This window comes from Kistimonas scapharcae (assembly GCF_039540975.1).
Taxonomy (GTDB): domain Bacteria; phylum Pseudomonadota; class Gammaproteobacteria; order Pseudomonadales; family Endozoicomonadaceae; genus Kistimonas; species Kistimonas scapharcae.
This window is the reverse complement of record NZ_BAABFL010000159.1, coordinates 1-630: the sequence shown is the minus strand read 5'-3', so window position 1 is coordinate 630 and position 630 is coordinate 1. Positions and strand designations below refer to the sequence as shown.

General features: G+C 56.5%; 2 protein-coding genes. One reads left to right on the top strand and one right to left on the bottom strand.

All coding sequences use genetic code 11. From position 1 onward, the window contains the following. Window positions 1-199: 199 nt before the first annotated feature. The gene (locus ABD892_RS10150; RefSeq protein WP_345195507.1) at window positions 200-391 is read right to left on the bottom strand and encodes a hypothetical protein; all 192 of its coding nucleotides are present in this window, start codon (window positions 389-391) and stop codon (window positions 200-202) included. Here ABD892_RS10150 and ABD892_RS10145 point away from each other — a divergent pair. Continuing rightward, window positions 390-584, top strand: a complete 195-nt coding sequence (locus ABD892_RS10145) for a hypothetical protein (protein WP_345195506.1) — start codon at window positions 390-392, stop codon at window positions 582-584. The two genes, ABD892_RS10150 and ABD892_RS10145, sit on opposite strands and share 2 nt — an antisense overlap. Window positions 585-630: the final 46 nt, after the last annotated feature.

Below are 630 nucleotides of genomic sequence, written 5' to 3'. Positions count from 1 at the left end.
TTTTTTTTTTAGAAAAGTTCCCCATTTTTCAAAAATCCCGTCTTCATGCGCGACAGTGGGTTTGGGACTCATCATAAAACAGCCCCCCGTCTCCCCGACACCCACCGGGGACCCTCGGCACCGGAAAAGCGTATGGGGACCCCCCGCCTTGTTTATACACACAGGTCACTTGGCACCCGTCCAGCGCCCAGCAAGCTGGTCACTGGCCGATTGCCAGGTGTCCTGCGTTAATGGTCGCCCGTCTTGTGATGATGGTCGGGAACAGCGCACCGTGCAGCCCACAGGATCGGGGCAGGCCCACCACCGTGCATCCTGTTACACCGGTCGCATGTCGTTCCTCCATGCTCCAGAGGGTTATGTCCTTTGTCATCAACAGAGGAGATATGACCATGACCAATAACAAGACCTTCACGCTGGACAACCCTGACGCCGGTATCCGGTATACCTACAGACTCGTGCGGGGCATGGTGGAAGTCACCGAGAATTGCTACACCAGGGTACGCACCAGCACCTGGCACGTCCATGTTTGTGAAGCCCGTCAGTGGTACCGCAACCAGCTCGACAAGGGCTACCAACCCGCCTGACCTCTCGCCCTTTGGCTTACGCCAGAGGGTTTTTCTCTTTTGTCAT